Annotated in this window: 12 protein-coding genes and 3 pseudogenes; 5 read left to right on the top strand and 10 right to left on the bottom strand. The window is 63.2% G+C overall.

Annotated features, from left to right (window positions below):
• Positions 1 to 360 precede the first annotated feature (360 nt).
• The 4 genes from RJT68_RS15840 to RJT68_RS15825 form a co-directional block, all read right to left on the bottom strand.
• Positions 361 to 1,404 (bottom strand): NAD(P)/FAD-dependent oxidoreductase, encoded by a 1,044-nt coding sequence (locus RJT68_RS15840; protein WP_407037502.1) that lies wholly within the window; start codon positions 1,402 to 1,404, stop codon positions 361 to 363.
• Positions 1,401 to 1,760 carry a thioredoxin gene (gene trxA / locus RJT68_RS15835; RefSeq protein WP_407037501.1) on the bottom strand — a complete coding sequence of 120 codons (360 nt, stop codon included), beginning with the start codon at positions 1,758 to 1,760 and terminating at the stop codon, positions 1,401 to 1,403. The genes RJT68_RS15840 and trxA overlap by 4 nt, the downstream gene beginning before the upstream one ends.
• Positions 1,761 to 1,786: 26 nt before the next feature.
• Positions 1,787 to 2,626 carry a sulfurtransferase gene (locus RJT68_RS15830; protein WP_407040393.1) on the bottom strand — a complete coding sequence of 280 codons (840 nt, stop codon included), beginning with the start codon at positions 2,624 to 2,626 and terminating at the stop codon, positions 1,787 to 1,789.
• 375 nt (positions 2,627 to 3,001) lie between these two features.
• The gene (locus RJT68_RS15825) at positions 3,002 to 4,150 is read right to left on the bottom strand and encodes an MBL fold metallo-hydrolase (protein ID WP_407037500.1); all 1,149 of its coding nucleotides are present in this window, start codon (positions 4,148 to 4,150) and stop codon (positions 3,002 to 3,004) included.
• A 454-nt stretch (positions 4,151 to 4,604) separates the two neighbouring features.
• On the opposite strand from RJT68_RS15825, the gene RJT68_RS15820 reads away from it, so the two are divergent.
• A complete protein-coding gene (locus RJT68_RS15820; RefSeq protein ID WP_407037499.1) occupies positions 4,605 to 5,108 on the top strand; it encodes a universal stress protein in 504 nt (167 codons plus the stop codon).
• A 229-nt stretch (positions 5,109 to 5,337) separates the two neighbouring features.
• On the opposite strand, the gene RJT68_RS15815 is transcribed toward RJT68_RS15820, so the two are convergent.
• The 4 genes and pseudogenes from RJT68_RS15815 to RJT68_RS15800 form a co-directional block, all read right to left on the bottom strand.
• Positions 5,338 to 5,778 (bottom strand): universal stress protein, encoded by a 441-nt coding sequence (locus RJT68_RS15815; protein WP_407037498.1) that lies wholly within the window; start codon positions 5,776 to 5,778, stop codon positions 5,338 to 5,340.
• Positions 5,779 to 5,831: 53 nt separating this feature from the next.
• Positions 5,832 to 5,972: pseudogene (locus RJT68_RS15810) on the bottom strand (dodecin domain-containing protein); the annotation flags it as partial.
• A gap of 379 nt (positions 5,973 to 6,351) precedes the next feature.
• A complete protein-coding gene (locus RJT68_RS15805) occupies positions 6,352 to 6,771 on the bottom strand; it encodes a universal stress protein (RefSeq protein WP_407037497.1) in 420 nt (139 codons plus the stop codon).
• A gap of 66 nt (positions 6,772 to 6,837) precedes the next feature.
• Positions 6,838 to 7,248, bottom strand: coding sequence for a universal stress protein (locus RJT68_RS15800; protein WP_407037496.1), 411 nt, complete (start codon positions 7,246 to 7,248; stop codon positions 6,838 to 6,840).
• A gap of 217 nt (positions 7,249 to 7,465) precedes the next feature.
• Here RJT68_RS15800 and RJT68_RS15795 point away from each other — a divergent pair.
• The 3 genes and pseudogenes from RJT68_RS15795 to RJT68_RS15785 all read left to right on the top strand — a co-directional run bounded on the left by RJT68_RS15795 (position 7,466) and on the right by RJT68_RS15785 (position 10,376).
• Positions 7,466 to 7,927: pseudogene (locus tag RJT68_RS15795) on the top strand (DUF2267 domain-containing protein).
• Positions 7,928 to 8,241: 314 nt separating this feature from the next.
• A complete protein-coding gene (locus RJT68_RS15790) occupies positions 8,242 to 8,643 on the top strand; it encodes a universal stress protein (RefSeq protein ID WP_407037495.1) in 402 nt (133 codons plus the stop codon).
• Between the two features lie 575 nt (positions 8,644 to 9,218).
• Positions 9,219 to 10,376, top strand: a complete 1,158-nt coding sequence (locus RJT68_RS15785) for a hypothetical protein (protein WP_407037494.1) — start codon at positions 9,219 to 9,221, stop codon at positions 10,374 to 10,376.
• Between the two features lie 260 nt (positions 10,377 to 10,636).
• On the opposite strand, the gene RJT68_RS15780 is transcribed toward RJT68_RS15785, so the two are convergent.
• Positions 10,637 to 12,214, bottom strand: coding sequence for an ABC1 kinase family protein (locus RJT68_RS15780; protein WP_407037493.1), 1,578 nt, complete (start codon positions 12,212 to 12,214; stop codon positions 10,637 to 10,639).
• Between the two features lie 494 nt (positions 12,215 to 12,708).
• On the opposite strand from RJT68_RS15780, the gene RJT68_RS15775 reads away from it, so the two are divergent.
• Positions 12,709 to 13,185: a pyridoxamine 5'-phosphate oxidase family protein gene (locus tag RJT68_RS15775; protein ID WP_407037492.1), complete on the top strand. Its 477-nt coding sequence runs from the start codon at positions 12,709 to 12,711 to the stop codon at positions 13,183 to 13,185.
• 37 nt (positions 13,186 to 13,222) lie between these two features.
• Here RJT68_RS15775 and RJT68_RS15770 read toward each other — a convergent pair.
• A pseudogene (locus RJT68_RS15770) lies at positions 13,223 to 13,719 on the bottom strand (universal stress protein).
• Between the last annotated feature and the right edge of the window lie 59 nt (positions 13,720 to 13,778).

The raw sequence follows: 13,778 nt of genomic DNA, 5'->3' as shown, positions 1-13,778 counted from the left end.
CCTCCGCGTCGCGGTGTCGTACGCGTTCGTGTGAATCGACGAACGGTGTCGTCACGGATCGGACCGATGGGTGCGTGCCTCTGACAGAGCGTGGTGTACTACTGGGCCGGCCGCTCTACGAACCACACTCGAATTAGCAATTCGAACACCCACACATGAATCTTTCTGACTCTGCCCAATACTATAACCAATGAACTGCCGATCATCCGGACGGAACCCGGCTCCTCGCTCGAGGGTTCGCTGGAGATTCGGGGGGCTCCATCGACCCTCGATTCCGAGTCGACGCGGAAAAAGATGGGCGACGTCGACGGGATCTCCGATAGTAGTTCGCTTCAGCTACCACACCGATGGGAGGGACGCCTACGGCAAGACTTCGGGCGTAGTCGCGTCCGTACGCTCGAGCGTCTCGAGGAACGCTTCGGCGTCGAGAGCCGCCATACTGCCGGTGCCGGCGGCGGTGATCGCCTGCCGGTACCGCGGGTCAGCGACGTCGCCGGCGGCGAAGACCCCTTCGACGTTCGTCTCCGTCGTCGGCCGGCCGTCGTCGTCCGGTCGGGTATGGAGATACCCCTCTTCGTCGCGTTCGACGTCGGTCCCGGAGAGGAACTCCGTGTTCGGCGTGTGACCGATCGCGTAGAACACGCCGCCGACGTCGACGGTCACTCGATCGACCCCGACGCCCTCCTCGGCTTTCTCGCTGGGATACCCCTCGGGATGAGTGATGAGCGTCGCGCCGGTAACGCCCTCCTCTCGCGAACCGTGAAGCGCCTCGAGTTCCGTGTTCCACCGGAACTCGATGGCTTCGTGGTCGCGGGCTCGTTCGGCCATGATCTCCGAGGCACGGAGTTCGTCGCGCCGATGGACGATCGTGACGGTGTCGGCGAACTTCGCGAGGAATAGGGCCTCCTCCATCGCGCTGTCACCGCCGCCGATGACGAGGACGTCGTCTCCGCGGTGAAATGCGCCGTCACAGGTGGCACACGTGGAGAGTCCGTACCCCACGAGTTCGTCCTCGTTCTCGGCGCCGACCCAGCGAGCGCTCGCGCCGCTCGCGACGATCAACGCGCGGGCTTGGAGGCGCTCCCCGTTCGCCAGTTCGAGCTCGAACGGACGCTCCTCGAGTCTCGCCCGGTCGACGGTGCCGTGAGTGAACGTTGCGCCGAAGCGCTTCGCCTGGTCCTTGCCGTTTTGGATCAGTTCCATTCCGCCGATCCCCTCGGGGAAGCCGAGGTAGTTCTCGACGTCGGTCGTCAGCGTGAGCTGACCACCCGGTTCGGGCCCCTCGAGCACCAGCGGCTCGAGGTCGGCTCGGGCGGCGTAGACGGCCGCCGAGAGGCCGGCGACGCCGGAGCCGACGATCACGACGTCGTGAACGGTTGCCGTCGTGTCGGTCGCTTCGCTCATTCGGCGTATCCCGCTATCAGGTCGCGCAGTCGGTCCGCCGGCAGGACGCCGGTGTGCTGTTCGACCTGCTCGCCGTTCGCAAAGAGGGCGAGCGTCGGAACGCCGCGAACGCCGAAGGCACCAGCGAGTTGCTGGTGTTCGTCGACGTCGACCTTCGCGATCACGGCGTCAGTCTCGTCGGCCAGCTTCTCGAGGACGGGCTCGAGCATCCGACAGGGCCCACACCAGTCGGCGTAGAAGTCCACCAGGACGACCTCGTATTCCGCGGTGACCTCGTCGAGGTGGCTCTCGCTCTCGATGTGGAGGGGTTCGTCGATCGATCGCTCCGAAGCGCCGTCGTGTGCATCAGTTGCCATCGTCACTCCGTAGGATCCGACGGCGCTTAAATGTTTTGTGTGTATTGTACAATATAGGGTTGAAAGCAAAACCGAGGTTGTCGAATCGCGGCGGCCGATACTTTCAGGAGATGGCGTGTAGCCCCTCGACTGATGGCGCCCCGTCTCATGCCTCCGTGAATCGGCCAACGGTATTTCGATAATTGCGCAATACAACTTGCGAGCGTCTGGTGCGTTCTCCAGGCCGCCGTCCCGTTCGCCCGGCGCCATCTTTCAGTGGCGAGCGTTGCGGGATCGTCGGTCTCCACCTCGACGGGGGAGCGAATGAGGCTCCCCCACTCGGTCCACGAGCCGTCGTAAGTACGGGCGTCATCGTACCCCAGGAGTTCGTAGAGCGGGAACCACGTGATCGACGAGCGCTCGCCGATTCGACGGTAGGTGACGACTTCGCGATCACCGGTGACCCCCGTAGTCCGCGCAGGGGTCCTCCAGCTCCGCTCGACTCTCGAACCGACCGTCATCCACGAGGTTTTCGCTCCAGGAGATGTTTTGGCGCCCGGAATGCGACCCGCTCGTTGAGCGGTTTCCCGGCTCCCTTCGGGAGCGATTTTCTCGCCGCGGTACTCCGCAGCGCTCCGAACGTCCACGAGCGGAACGTCCACCTCTAGTGCATCCTCGAGGCCCTCTCGATAAATACGGATACCGTCGAACGGACCGCTGACGTCGTACTCGCGTTCGGAGAAATCCGGTTCGTCGGTCGTCACCGGGTAGCCGTTCTCCTCCCAGCGGACCCGCCCACCGTCCAGCAGACGGACGTCCTCGTGACCGTGGTACCTGAACTGCCAGTAGGCGTACGCGGCCCGCTGGTTCCACTCGTCGCCGTACAGGACGATCGTCGATCCTCCGTGATGCCCGCTTTCCCCATGATCTCCGCGAACTGATCCGTTTTCAGGATGTCGCGCTGCGTCGAATCCTGGAGGTGCGTTCCCCAGCCGAATCCGATCGCGTTCGGAACGTGACCCTCGGCGGACGGCTCCCCGTACTCGATACCGGCCTCGATCAACCGATACTCCGGGTCGTCGCTTCCAAACTCGTCGAGGCGCGCTTCGAGCCGGTCCGGCGAAACGAGCGCGTCGGTCGCGTACTCACTGGTGTCGCTACGGCGGAGTCGCACTCGGAGCGGATAGCCGTCGGCGAATTCAAGCCACCGTCGCCCCCGCACCGCACCTCGGGCGGGACCGAAGGAAACGAACGGCCGGACGTCAGGCCGCGCAGTTGTTCGGCCCCAGTTCGAGTTCCGTCGCCTCGGACTCGTCCTCGGGCGACTCCGTTCCCGTGTTGATTTCGATCACGCGCTCGTAGTTCGGCGGTTTCTCGGGGGCGTTCTCGACCAATCGGTCCACGAACTCGTCTTCGTCCAGTCCGAGCAGCTCGAGCTCGTCGCGGAGAACGTCCAGTCGAGCGCCGATCAACTCGTCCGGCGAGCCGACCTCGTATCGGTTGTCCTCCGTCACCGAGACGTGTCCCGGGAGGATTCGCGTCCCGTCCGGTAACTCGAGGATGGTGTCGTGGATCGATTCGTACAGCAGTTCCGCGCCCTTCGCCGCGTCCTCGTCGCCGAATTGAAGCTCCGTTCGCCCGACGGACTCGACGAACAGCGTGTCGCCGGTTAGTAGCGCCTCGCCGTCGACGAGGTAGTTGACCATCTCGGTCGTGTGCCCCGGCGTGTGCAGCGTTTCGATCTCGATCTCGCCGAGTTCGATCGTCTCGCCGTCGGCGAGCGGTTCGTAGTCGTACTCGACGCCCCGCTCGTTCGCGTGTTCTCCGAGGTGGTAGGGGACGTCCAGCTCGTCCGCCAGTTTCGGTCCGCCCGAGATGTGGTCGGCGTGGACGTGGGTGTCGAGGACGCGCTCGATCGTGAGTCCAGCCTCCTCGGCGACGACCTTGAACTGGTCAGTTTGCCTGGTCGGATCGACGACGACAGCCGATTCGGCGCGTTTCGATCCGACGACGTAGCCGAGACACCCCTTCGCCCGGCGCTGCAGCTGGAGGACGACGAGGTCGTCATTTGCGGTCTCGACGGGAGCGACCTCGTAGACCTTGCTCCAGTCCTCCATGCCACCTTTCACGACCGATACGTCGTCGTAGCCGTGCGCCTCGAGTTCGAAGCTGAACGGCGTCGACGTGAGTCCCTTTCCACAGATCGCGACGATCGAATCACCGTCTCCGGTCCCTTCGAGTCGCTCGAGTTCTTCGTCTGTGATCTCGTCGCCCGGACCGAACGGGACGTTCTCGGCGCCGTGGATCCGCCAGCCCTCGTAGCTGTCTTCGGGCCGCGTATCGACGAGCGTGAACGACGCTCCCGAGTCGAGCATGTCCGCGAGCCGTTCGGCTGAAATCTGGTTTACCATTGGAACTACCTTACAATACTATGTGGAACGAGACCGCCGATAGTTCTCATCCCTGCATAGGCATCCGTGACTACCGTATGGTTTCGACCGCTTTGGGGAAAGCGGCCCTTGCGGATCGGTTCGGTACGCAGTACTCCTCACCACCAGTGAGAGCAACGCGGAAACGGAGTACGGGTACGGCTTCGTCGGTCGGCGCGCGCTGTACTCGGCCACCGTCATCGGACGTCCGTCGGGTTCCTAGTCACACCGGTAGTATTCGAGCGGTGTCGATCTCGGAACGATCGGCGACTGAACCGGAGTCCTCGATCGCCGCGCCGGGTTCGGTCGCGTCACAGCGAGCTCCCTCGAGAGACGAGTCGAGTCGCCCCGCGGACTTGATCCGGGAACTCGATATCGGCCCCGGCCGCTCGTTCGGACCCGTGGAGTTATTGACCGCGGCGTAGAGACCACCCGTATGACGTTCGTTGTCCCGTTCGACGGGTCGGAACTCGCGGAGGCCGCCCTCGTCAGGGCCGTCGAATACGGTGGCGCGCTAGACGAGGAAATCGCCGCCGTAGCGGTCGTTCCGGAGCGAAAGCGGTACGCACGGGAGAAAGGGTGGATCGATGAGGGCGAACCGTACGACGTCGAGGCCGTCGTCGAGACCCTCCGCGGACAGGTACGAGAACTCGCGCCGTCGGCGTCGTTCGAATTCGAACGCATCCGCGAGTTTCCTCCGGAGACCGACCTCGCAGACCACATCGAGCGGCTGATACGAAACCACGATCCGAGCGTCGTCTTTCTCGGAAGCGATAACGTCGGCCGCGTCGTGACGCCGCTGACGAGCGTCGGCGTTCACGTGGCGGCGGAGGAATCGTACGACGTGTTCATCGTTCGCCGCGCGACGCCGCCCAAACTCGAGGCCATCGACCCTCACCCCGAATTTTACGAAGGGACGGATTCGACTGAGCGCGCGTGAAACGCTCCGGATACGCCGGTACTTTCGCAGGAGTCACACGAGCGCATGGACGACGCCGCTGGCGAGTAGCGTGCCCGCGGTCGTATCGATCCGGTACTCGTCGATGTCCTCGGGGACGAATTGCGGAACCGTCCCGTCGAATAACGTTCTCGCCGCGAAACTCGCGACGTAGTTCGGCTCCTCGAAGGAATAGTGACCGTCGTTCGGGTGCTATCGACCGTCTGCTTCGTTATCGAACGATCGTCACCGGCGTCGGGGCTCGGCGCGTTACGGCTTCGGCCACGCTTCCGAGCAAAATCCGCGCGACGCCGGATCGACCGTGACTGCCCATAACGACGTGGTCGACGTTGTTGTCGTCGGCGTACTCGAGGATCGTTCGCGCGGGCCGCCCAGTTTCGACCGCGGTTTCGAGGACGGTCGTCTCGAGAACGTCCGCGTCCTCGGCCCGCTCGATCGCCCGGTCGCAGAGTTCCTCGCCGCGTTCGACGGCCCGCTCGTGGGCCTGCACGTCGTAGTAGCCGCCCCCTCCGTAATCCCCGTAGACGCCCTCCCTCGGATCGACGACGTGTAAGGTCGTGATCTTCTCCCCGTCGAAATTCGAAACCGCGTGGTCGAACGCGGCCCACGATTGCGGCGAGCCGTCGAGCGGGACGAGTACGTGCAATGCCATACCGGGAAAACGTCGCGGACGTACAAGAAACTCGCCCGCTACGAATCCGACCGTCAGTGCTCGACGGGGAACGCGATTTCGGTCGTCGCTTTGTACCGAACGATCTCGCCGTCCTCGACCTTCGCCGTCCAGTTCTCGACACGAATTCCGGAGATGTCGTCGACCGTCTGGCTCGCCTCGCGAAACGCTTCGCGGGCTGCCTCGTCCTAGGACTCCTCTGACGTTCCCATAATGCGGATTACTTTGACTGCCGGCATGGTAATCGTCGTACCACTGTCTCTATTATAATCCCTACTCACCACGACCGTGACGTTCGCGTCCACCGAGACATCTGCGTGTGAGACCGAAGTCGACGACAACACCGGGGTCCACTCGAGATCGAACTGGACGGTGAACAGCCGTTGATCGGTCACTTCAGCCGGTGTTATCGTCGATTTCGCGGTCCGGTGAACGGGAACCGTCGCCTTACTCGCGACAGTTGTGATCGTAGCCACCGACTCTCCAAGCCGTCCGGAATCGATAGTCGCTCACCCGATCGCCCGAATCGATCGCAGCGAGGATCGGTCCTGGCACTCACGCGGTCAACACCGGTCGATCCGCCGTCCGGACGACGCGTTCGGCGACGCTCCCGATCTTGCCGGCCCGTGCGTGGCTCCGACCCTGGTAACCGATCACGATGAGATCGGCGTCGACCTCGTCGGCCGCCTCGAGCGCTTTCTCCCAGGGCCGGCCGTGACAGATGTCCCACGTACACTCGATGCCGGCGTTGTCCGCGCGATCGCCGAGTTCCGTGAGCATCGCCTGCCCCTGGTCTTCGAGTTGGTCGAGGACGATCTCGGTGCTACTCAACGCGGGTTCCCCGTACCGATACGTCTCCACGCAGTACAGCGCGTGAACGCGAGCGCCGTACCGATCTGCGATCGTCAGTGCGTGTTCGACGGCGCGGTTCGCCGGATCGCTTCCGTCGGTTGGGACGAGAATCGTGTCGTACATCGAATCACTCGGATGCACACCGGAGCCGCTCATATACCTTTCATCGCGTCCGCCGATACGTTTCGATCAGGCCGTGATCACCGGCCGATCCCCGCTTCGAACGACCCGCTCGGCGATGCTACCGATTTCCACGTCGGCGCCCGCACCGAGACCGCGATTACCGAGGACGACGAGATCGGCCCCGACGGCCGCGGCGTAGGCGTTGATCTCTTCGTCCGGACGGCCGCTTCGTATTTCGGCCGTGACGCCGACGTCGGATCGCGCGGCGACGTCGTCGAGGACGCCTTCCCCACGCTCTTCGAGTTCTTCGAGGATGCCGCTGGCCTCGTTCAGTACCGTCTGTCCGTACCGCGTCGTATCGACGACGTAAATCGCGTGCAGATCGGCGTCGAACGACGAGGCGAGATCGGTCGCGTGATCGACCGCACGATTCGCGGCGTCGCTCCCGTCCGTCGCGACGAGAATTGTGTCGTACATGGACGTGGCTCCCTCACACTCGAGCGGGGTATATATCTTACAAACGTTATTCGATCGATAGTTTGAGGCGACTCATTCGTCTATCATCGCCTCGGATCAGGTACCAATTCCTTCGTAGCGGATGAACGCGGTTGGTCTCGAATCGGATTCCGAGGGGAGTAGGCCTGTGAAAGCAAGCAGGGTTTATGATGCTGAGCGGTGTGTGATCTCTGGAACCATGAATTTCGACGAGTTCACCGGAGAGATTTAGCACCGACTCGAGCTCCCGGGGACGGGCGAAACCGTTCGCGCGATCAGGGCCACGCTCATGACGCTCGGACAACGGATTCCGAACGGCGCGGCCGAGGATCTCGCGGCTTCGCTCCCGATGGAGATCAGCTGGTACCTGACCGGCGCCGTCGACGAGCACGGCCAGCGATTCGACTGGCGGGAGTTCGTTTCGCGAGTGAGCGAAATCGAAGGCAACGACCCGTCCGAGGCCGCGTACCACGCCCGCGTCATCGTCGATTTCGTCCGGACGCAGGTTCCACCGTCTGACTTTCGACAACTCCGCGATCAGCTCCCCGAAGATCCTGGAGACCAGAACTGGGAGAAGCTATTCGAAGTCGTCGATGCCGGCGGCTGGGGCGACGCCGAAGAGGCACAGACGGGTGGCGGACCGCAACCCGAGAACGGGTAGTCGCGGAACCGACCCGCTCGTTCCCACGGAGGGATCCGAGATCGCCGCGTCCTCGGTATCCTCACCTCGACGCTCGAACGCCGCACGAACGACGCTCGAGGTATCCGTACCGATCGTGACGCGGTCGTCGCGCCGTCCGAACCCGCGAGAATCCCCGACGGTACCATCGGTGCATCATCCTTCGAAGACGACGGATTCGCCTCCCGCCCTCGCGGTGGGTTCGAAATCGTCGAGTGAATCCGGCGACGAACCCGACTCTCACTGGTCGTCCTCGAGGGCCGAGGATTATTGGTCGCGTCGACGAACGTCGTGGTGTGTACGACCGTATCCTCGTTCCGACCGACGGACGCAAGAGCACGGAGCGCGCGATCGACGAAGCGATCACGCTCGCCGACGAGCACGATGCGACGCTCCACACGCTGTACGTGATCAATTCGGCCGCGATCGCCCCCGGTATCGAGTTCTCCGATCTCGAGGCGATCGGTCGCCGGGCGGTCGAACACGTCCGCGATCGCGCGGCGGCGGCCGGAGTCGACCGCGTCGACGGCGCCGTCACGCACGGCCTCCGTCACCGAGCGATTCTCACGTACGCCGACGACAACGACGTCGATCTCATCGTCATCGGTCGATATCGCGAACTCGATCGTCTCGTTCGTGGGAACGTGTTGAAGCGCGTCTCCGAGGAGGCGTCGGTTCCCGTGTTGATCGTCGAGTAAACAGTTAGCTCGGCGCAACCGGAGCCACTCGACTGAACGCAGACGAATTAGAAAGACAATGTTAACAGGGTTGATTCCCACGCAGTAGACGGGAATCTGGCCATTTTTCCGGGAGCGCGTTTGCAAGTAGGTTGGTAATCGCGAAAGCTGCGTTATATAGGCGTAGCGAGCAAGGTTGATGCTCGCGCGTCTCCCGGACGCGGCGTTCCCACGCGAGTTGCTGAGTTCCAAGGAAAGCGCAGAGAACCTGTGATCTTGGCGGCCACCGGGTGCACAGCTCATTCTGTCACTGCCGTGATTGGGCACCGCCACCAGGAGCCGGAGATGGGGCGGAATCAGCCGCCCCGGCAGCGTCGCTGGTCCTGGAGTGACACCGATGCTGCTGCAGGCACCCTCGCCGGCGGCGTGGCGATACGCCATTGCACCCCCTCGGGAAACCCGCTGACACGACGGTGTCTGATTTGCGAGGACCGAGCTACGACCCCGCCACAAAAGATGTATCCATCGGATATTGTTCAAAATAACGATAATCTTAACTACTCGACCATTGGCGGTGTCACTAGGAGGGGGAAAACGTGACTGACACGAACGCGGAAGGGGGAACCGAGAACCCAGAGAGCACGACTTCAGCCGACGAACAGCAGCGGGACGAAGTGGCACTCGAACGAACGACTCTGACCGGGTCGATTCGACCGGCTGACCGCATTTATCATTTGCAACTGTCGTTCGAAGACCAGACGTCGACGAGGACGAAAGTGCAGATCCTTCGTGAACTCGAGAACGCGACTGACGTGCGAACCGTGATCCCCGCGATCGACCACGTCGGATCCATCGATAACACGGTACAGTTGGTTCTTATCACCACTTTTTCCGCGGAGACCCTCCTCACTGCCCTCGAGGGGGCGGGTATCGAGGACGTGTACATCCGCGAGATTGACGCCGACGTGGTCGACCTCGAAGTGGTCGACGACGAGGATGCCGGTGAGCGGGAAACGGCGGCCGAATTCGACCAACTTCGTCGACGGCTTACCGCGGAGGGGGCTACCGACACCCCTCAGATCGAGTTCGACGAGGCAGCGGAGAATAGCGGTGATCCAACACAGGTTGCGTTTTCCGACGACGAGATCGACTTTGCGACCCTCATCGCGGACGACGGGCTGCCTGCAGGGGCGGCCGGGAAGCGGGAGGAGGTGAACGCTTTCGACCGCGACTCGAAACCCGTTCTCGAAACCCTCGTCGAGGAACTGGCGCAGGACGTAACGGAGGCCGAGGTGGAGGCGCTTCGAGAGCGGCTCTGTGAGGGGGAGCCGGCGACGAGCGTAGAGGTCCGACTCGAGCACCTCGAATCGCAGTTCGAGAGGTTTGCCGCCTACACAGACGCGCTCGAGGCCTTCCTCGATGAGAACGGAACCGCCGACCAACTCATCGATGAGCTTCGCGCCGAGCTCCGTGAGGTGAACCGGGTCGTGACGACCCTGCAGGACACCGTTCAGGCGGCTGCCGCAGACCGGGCGACCCTGCGCGAGCGGCTCGAGGCGGTGGAGGGCGAGACAGCTGAAACGACCGCCGCGTTCGCGGACCTGGAGCACGCCATCGAGCGCGTCGAACGAACGTCGGAGACGGAGCGGGCCGACACGAAAGCACGTCTGGAAACGATCCAAACGACCCTCGACGAACACGAGCGGGTACACCAGCGATTACAAGCGGTATTCGTGGACGAAGAACCGACGTGACTGGCCCACACCAGGGCGGGAACGACGGACCCACTGCGACGGCCCAGGGGATCACGCGGCTACTCAGCGACGCGTAGCCGCCGGTCGCACTGCTGCTGGGCCTATATAACCCCGATAGCTTCGACAGAGCCGTCCGACCCTCACGGCATCTCGTCGGCCCGTAACTACCCCAAAAATTCACCCGTCCAGGTTCTGCGTCGAGATCTCCGTCTCCGACGCATCGACGCCGCCCGAGAATCGGTCGAGTTTCGAACCCTCGGTCACGACCGGGAACCGGAGCGCCGACTCCGAACGAAGAGTGCGAAGAAGGCGGCGGCGATGGCGAGACTGACGACTTCGTAGGGTTGCGCGTGGAACGTCAGCAGCGCGGCGGAGAGGACGAACGCGCTCGAGAGGATCGCGTATCCGAGGCCGAAAAGCTGCGGTGACGGGGATTCGACGGAATCGGTTCTGACGACGAGTTCGCCCCGCTCGAGCTGGCCGAGGACGCCGTCCGCTCGTGCGGGGAGCCCCGCGATCACGGGCGCGGAACTGCGGACGTCGGTTCGAAGGGTGGCGAACAGCGCCTCGAGTTCATTCTCGACGATGCCGTGATCGACGAGGAACGATCGAATGGCGGCGAGGAAGTCGAACTGGGGATCGAGGCTCCGACAGACCCCCTCGCCGACGGTGCCGACTCTCACGAGCAACATCACGTTCGGCGGCACGCGAAATGGGAACTCCCGCAGCGTCGTGAACAGTTCCGTGACGATCGTCCGCCACGTGATCTCGGAGCGTCCCTCGAGGTTGTCGATGACTAACTCCATGACGCGTCGCACAGCGACTCGGTCGACGGACGGGTCGAGGACCTCGAGCGCGACGAGCGTCGTCACCAGTCCGTCCACGTCCCGGCGGATGAGCGCCCGGTAGAGCGCGGTGATGTCTTCTTGCTCCCGCTCCGTGAGTCGTTGACTCATTCCGTAATCGTAGATGGCGAGGCGTCCGTCGGGCGTCACCGAGAGGTTTCCAGGGTGCGGATCGGCGTGAAACACCCCGTCGACGAGGCCCATCTGCAGGTAGGTTCGCGCGATCAGCGTCGCCATCTCGGTGGCGTCGAGACCGGCCTCCGCGAGAGCGTCGTCGTCGGTTACCTTCTCCCCGTCGACGTACGTCATCGCGACGATCCGTTCCGAGCAGAGATCGGAGTACACTCGCGGAACGACGACCTGATCGGTACCGGCGAAGTTCGCACGGATCTCGCGCATCATCGTCGCTTCGCGTTCGAAGTCCAGTTCGTCGAGGATGATCGCCTCGAAATCGTGCGCGACGTTCTCGAGCGAGTACTGGTGGCGTTCGTCCGCGAACATCGCGATCAGGGGGATGAGGCGTCGAATAATTCGCAGATCGCGTTCGATCAGCGGGACGATGTCCGGTCGGCGAACCTTCAGGGCGATCTGTTCGCCCTCGTAGATGGCGGTGTAGACGAACGCGAGCGATCCGCCCGCGACGGGTTCGACCGTCTCGAGATCGATCGAATCGCCGAGTTCCGCCTCGACGACGGGGAACGGATCGCCGCCGGTATCTTCCGGCACTTCGTCCTGCAGCGTCGAAAACGCCTCCGCGTAGGTCGACGGGACGATGTCCGGACGGGTTGAGAGGACCTGACCGACCTTGACGAATGCCGGTCCAAGATCGAGCAGGATTTCGGTTACCTGTCGGGCGCGGTCGCGGTGGACGTCGTCGTCGACGCGTCTAGACGATCCGAACAGGAGAAATCGCCGTCGGTCCCGCAAGAGCGCGGCCGCGATCGGTAGAAACCGTCCCAGGATCTGTAGATAGCGGAGGTAGTATCGCCTCATCGCTGCCGGTGACCCCCTCGGACGGCCGTGTTCGACTCCATAATCCGTTTTCGGACAACCGGCACTAATACCCGGCGCTACCGTACCCGAACGGGTTACACGTGATCGACCCCGCGATGTCGATGTACCGGACCGACGCCCACTTCAACTTCGAACACCTCCTCGAGATCAAGTAAGAGAAGGCCGAGACGCTGGTCGAGTCGGCGCGAGAGATCGCCGACGAACACAGTCATTCCTCCTCGTTTCGATCGTGTCACACCACCGGCCATCTGATTACCGTTGGATCGATGGTACGATTCCGCGCCGTTCGGAAGCGGTGAGAGTCGGAAACCGCCGCGTATATCGTCTCTCGAGCGTTTGATGACTGTTCGGTGTACGTTACGGCGGATACGGACCTTCGTCGCTCAAGAGCGAATCCGTCCAACGACCGAACGACGTCGTCGGACTCGACCCCGGGTTCCCTTTATCCCGCTCGCCGGTGAGAGTATGTTTCGATGTCAATCGAAGAACTAGGAGCGTACGGGATACGCGAGATGGACGACGAACAGATACGACGGTTCTTATCGAATCAGCGGGTCGGTGTGCTCGGGCTCCCGGAGGAGGACGAACCGTATTTACTTCCACTGTCGTTCGGGTACGACGGCGACGAGCGATTGTATTTCACGTACCTCGTCGGCTCCGACAGTCGAAAGACGGTTTCGAGCGAAATGGCGGAGCGAGCGAGCTTCCTCGTCTTCAAAGTAGATACCATGTACAACTGGCAAAGCGTCCTCCTGTCCGGGACGATCACCGCCGTGCCCGAATCGGAGTGGGACGAATTGACGGACCTCCTCGAGAGCGTGTGGCGGCCGGACGTCCTCGGCTCGGCGCACCTGTCGGGGGGTCTCGCAGTCTACGAGTTCCGGATCGACGACCGAAGGGGTATCACGCACCAGGGTTTGCCGCCAGAACTCGAGAAACGGATCGAGTAGCAACCACCGCGCCGGCGGTCGTCGATGGGAGCCGAGATTACTCCTCCTCGACGGGCGTCTTCACGATGGTCACGGGCCGTTCGGCCATTCGAGCGACGCGCTCGGCCACGCTGCCGAGCAACCGTCGATAGTCGCCGGGTCGGTTCTTGGAGCCGACGATCGTGAGGTCAATGTCCGCTTCGTCGGCGTACGCGAGGATCTCCTCGTGGGGAGCGCCGTGGCGAATCTCGTTCGCTGTCTCGATTCTGACATCGGACGCCCGCTCGATGATCGAATCGATCGCCTCGCGGCCTTCAGCTTGAGGGACTCGGCACGGTCCGTGACGCGGATCGTCGCCTCTCGACCCCGTCGCTCGGACGGTTTGCGGAGTTCGTCGCGTTCGGCCTGCTCGAGCGACGCCGGTTCGACGCCGATCTCGACGATGTAGAGCGCGTGGACGGCGGCACCGTACGACTGGGCCAGCTCGATCGCGTGTGAGAGCGCCGTTTCGGCGCCAGGGCTGCCGTCGGTTGGGACGAGGACGGTCGTGAACATACCGTCACGTTCGACACGACCCCTTCTCAAAACAACTCGCGTTCGAGGGAGTTTGGGGG

The sequence above is a fragment of the Halovalidus salilacus genome (assembly GCF_031852275.1).
Classification (GTDB): Archaea; Halobacteriota; Halobacteria; order Halobacteriales; family Natrialbaceae; genus Halovalidus; species Halovalidus salilacus.
This window is presented reverse-complemented; position numbering and strand designations above follow the sequence as displayed.

Excerpts from the sequence above, each read along its gene's own strand:
- RJT68_RS15840 (WP_407037502.1), bottom strand. The coding sequence starts at position 1,404 with ATGAGCGAAGCGACCGACACGACGGCAACCGTTCACGACGTCGTGATC.
- trxA (WP_407037501.1), bottom strand. The coding sequence starts at position 1,760 with ATGGCAACTGATGCACACGACGGCGCTTCGGAGCGATCGATCGACGAA.
- RJT68_RS15825 (WP_407037500.1), bottom strand. The coding sequence starts at position 4,150 with ATGGTAAACCAGATTTCAGCCGAACGGCTCGCGGACATGCTCGACTCG.
- RJT68_RS15820 (WP_407037499.1), top strand. The coding sequence starts at position 4,605 with ATGACGTTCGTTGTCCCGTTCGACGGGTCGGAACTCGCGGAGGCCGCC.
- RJT68_RS15815 (WP_407037498.1), bottom strand. The coding sequence starts at position 5,778 with ATGGCATTGCACGTACTCGTCCCGCTCGACGGCTCGCCGCAATCGTGG.
- RJT68_RS15805 (WP_407037497.1), bottom strand. The coding sequence starts at position 6,771 with ATGTACGACACGATTCTCGTCCCAACCGACGGAAGCGATCCGGCGAAC.
- RJT68_RS15800 (WP_407037496.1), bottom strand. The coding sequence starts at position 7,248 with ATGTACGACACAATTCTCGTCGCGACGGACGGGAGCGACGCCGCGAAT.
- RJT68_RS15780 (WP_407037493.1), bottom strand. The coding sequence starts at position 12,214 with ATGAGGCGATACTACCTCCGCTATCTACAGATCCTGGGACGGTTTCTA.
- RJT68_RS15775 (WP_407037492.1), top strand. The coding sequence starts at position 12,709 with ATGTCAATCGAAGAACTAGGAGCGTACGGGATACGCGAGATGGACGAC.